Origin of the sequence: Micromonospora sp. D75, assembly GCF_018070405.1 — a bacterium.
GTDB classification, from domain to species: Bacteria; Actinomycetota; Actinomycetes; order Mycobacteriales; family Micromonosporaceae; genus Micromonospora; species Micromonospora chalcea.
The window spans coordinates 1-1,244 of the sequence record NZ_JAGPXV010001002.1; the positions used below are offsets into that span (position 1 = coordinate 1).

Here is a 1,244-nt window from a genome sequence, read left to right on the forward strand (position 1 = left end):
GTCGGACCGGGTCCAGGGGTTGGGGCTGGTCGGGGGGGGTTCCGCCGGGGGGCGGCTGGCGGGGAGGGGATCGGGGAGTTCCCCACCGACCGCGGGTGGGACCTGGAGAGCCTGTTCGACCCCGACCCCGACCACCCCGGCACGTCGTACACCCGCCACGGCGGTTTCCTGTACGACGCCGGCGCGTTCGACCCCGCCTTCTTCGGCATCTCGCCCCGCGAGGCCCTCGCCATGGACCCCCAGCAGCGGCTGCTGCTGGAGGCGTCGTGGGAGACGTTCGAGTCCGCCGGGCTGGACCCGCAGCGGCTGCGGGGCAGCCGGACCGGTGTCTTCGCCGGCGTCATGTACCACGACTACGCCTCCCAGCTGATGGAGCTTGCCGACGAGGTCGAGGGCTACGTCGGCACCGGCAACTCCGGCAGCGTGGTGTCCGGCCGGGTCGCGTACACGTTCGGCCTCGAAGGCCCGGCGGTCACCGTCGACACCGCGTGCTCGTCGTCGCTGGTGGCGTTGCACCTCGCGGCGCAGGCGCTGCGGTCGGGTGAGTGTGATCTGGCGTTGGCCGGTGGTGTGACGGTGATGGCCACGCCCGGCACGTTCGTGGAGTTCTCCCGGCAGCGGGGTCTGTCGGCCGACGGCCGCTGCAGGTCGTTCGCCGCGTCGGCCGACGGCACGGGCTGGTCCGAGGGCGTCGGCGTGCTGCTCGTGCAACGACTTTCCGACGCGCAGCGGGAGGGCCGGCGTATCCACGCCGTCCTGCGCGGCACGGCCGTCAACCAGGACGGCGCGTCGAACGGGCTCACCGCCCCGAACGGCCCGTCGCAGCAGCGCGTGATCCACCAAGCCCTCGCGAACGCCCGCCTGACCCCGGCCGACGTGGACGCCGTCGAGGCGCACGGCACCGGCACGACGCTGGGTGATCCGATCGAGGCGCAGGCTCTGCTGGCCACGTACGGGCAGGAGCGTCCCGTCGACCGGCCGCTGCTGTTGGGGTCGGTGAAGTCGAACATCGGGCACACGCAGGCCGCCGCCGGTGTGGCTGGTGTGATCAAGATGGTCATGGCGATGCGGCACGGCCTCGTCCCGCCGACCCTGCACGTGGACGAGCCCTCCCCGCACGTCGACTGGACCGCCGGGGCGGTCGCACTCGCCACCGAGCCCACCCCCTGGCCGGCCGTGGACCGGCCGCGTCGGGCGGCGGTGTCGTCGTTCGGGATCTCCGGCACCAACGCGCACGTCATCAT

1 protein-coding gene is annotated in these 1,244 nt (G+C 73.3%); it reads left to right on the top strand.

Annotation, left to right across the window (positions count from 1 at the left end):
• The coding region (locus KBX39_RS31490; protein ID WP_210874058.1) for a type I polyketide synthase at positions 1-1,244 on the top strand (1,244 nt) is incomplete at both ends.